The sequence below is a fragment of the Empedobacter sp. UBA7620 genome (genome assembly GCF_002484185.1).
Lineage (GTDB): Bacteria > Bacteroidota > Bacteroidia > Flavobacteriales > Weeksellaceae > Empedobacter > Empedobacter falsenii_C.
The window spans coordinates 34,954-35,218 of record NZ_DLJI01000019.1 but is presented as its reverse complement, the minus strand read 5'-3'; the positions used below and the strand labels follow the sequence as shown (position 1 = coordinate 35,218).

Below are 265 nucleotides of genomic sequence, written 5' to 3'. Positions count from 1 at the left end.
ACTGCGATAAATCTTTCAAAATCTAATGATGCCATTAAATCTGTTATAAAGTATTAATCCTCCTTTCGAAGGGCTATCCTTTTCAGTAGGGCAAGTTGCATACGCGTTACGCACCCGTGCGCCGGTCTCTAGTTCCCGAAAGAACTATACCCCTCGGCTTGCATGTGTTAAGCCTCCCGCTAGCGTTCATCCTGAGCCAGGATCAAACTCTCCATTGTAAATTATTTTGTTTGGTACGTAGTACCTGTTTTTTACAACTTCGAAT

Annotated in this window: 1 rRNA gene; it reads right to left on the bottom strand. The window is 42.6% G+C overall.

The features are described 5' to 3' along the window. Positions 1–218, bottom strand: a 16S ribosomal RNA gene (locus B2217_RS03345); the annotation flags it as partial. Between the last annotated feature and the right edge of the window lie 47 nt (positions 219–265).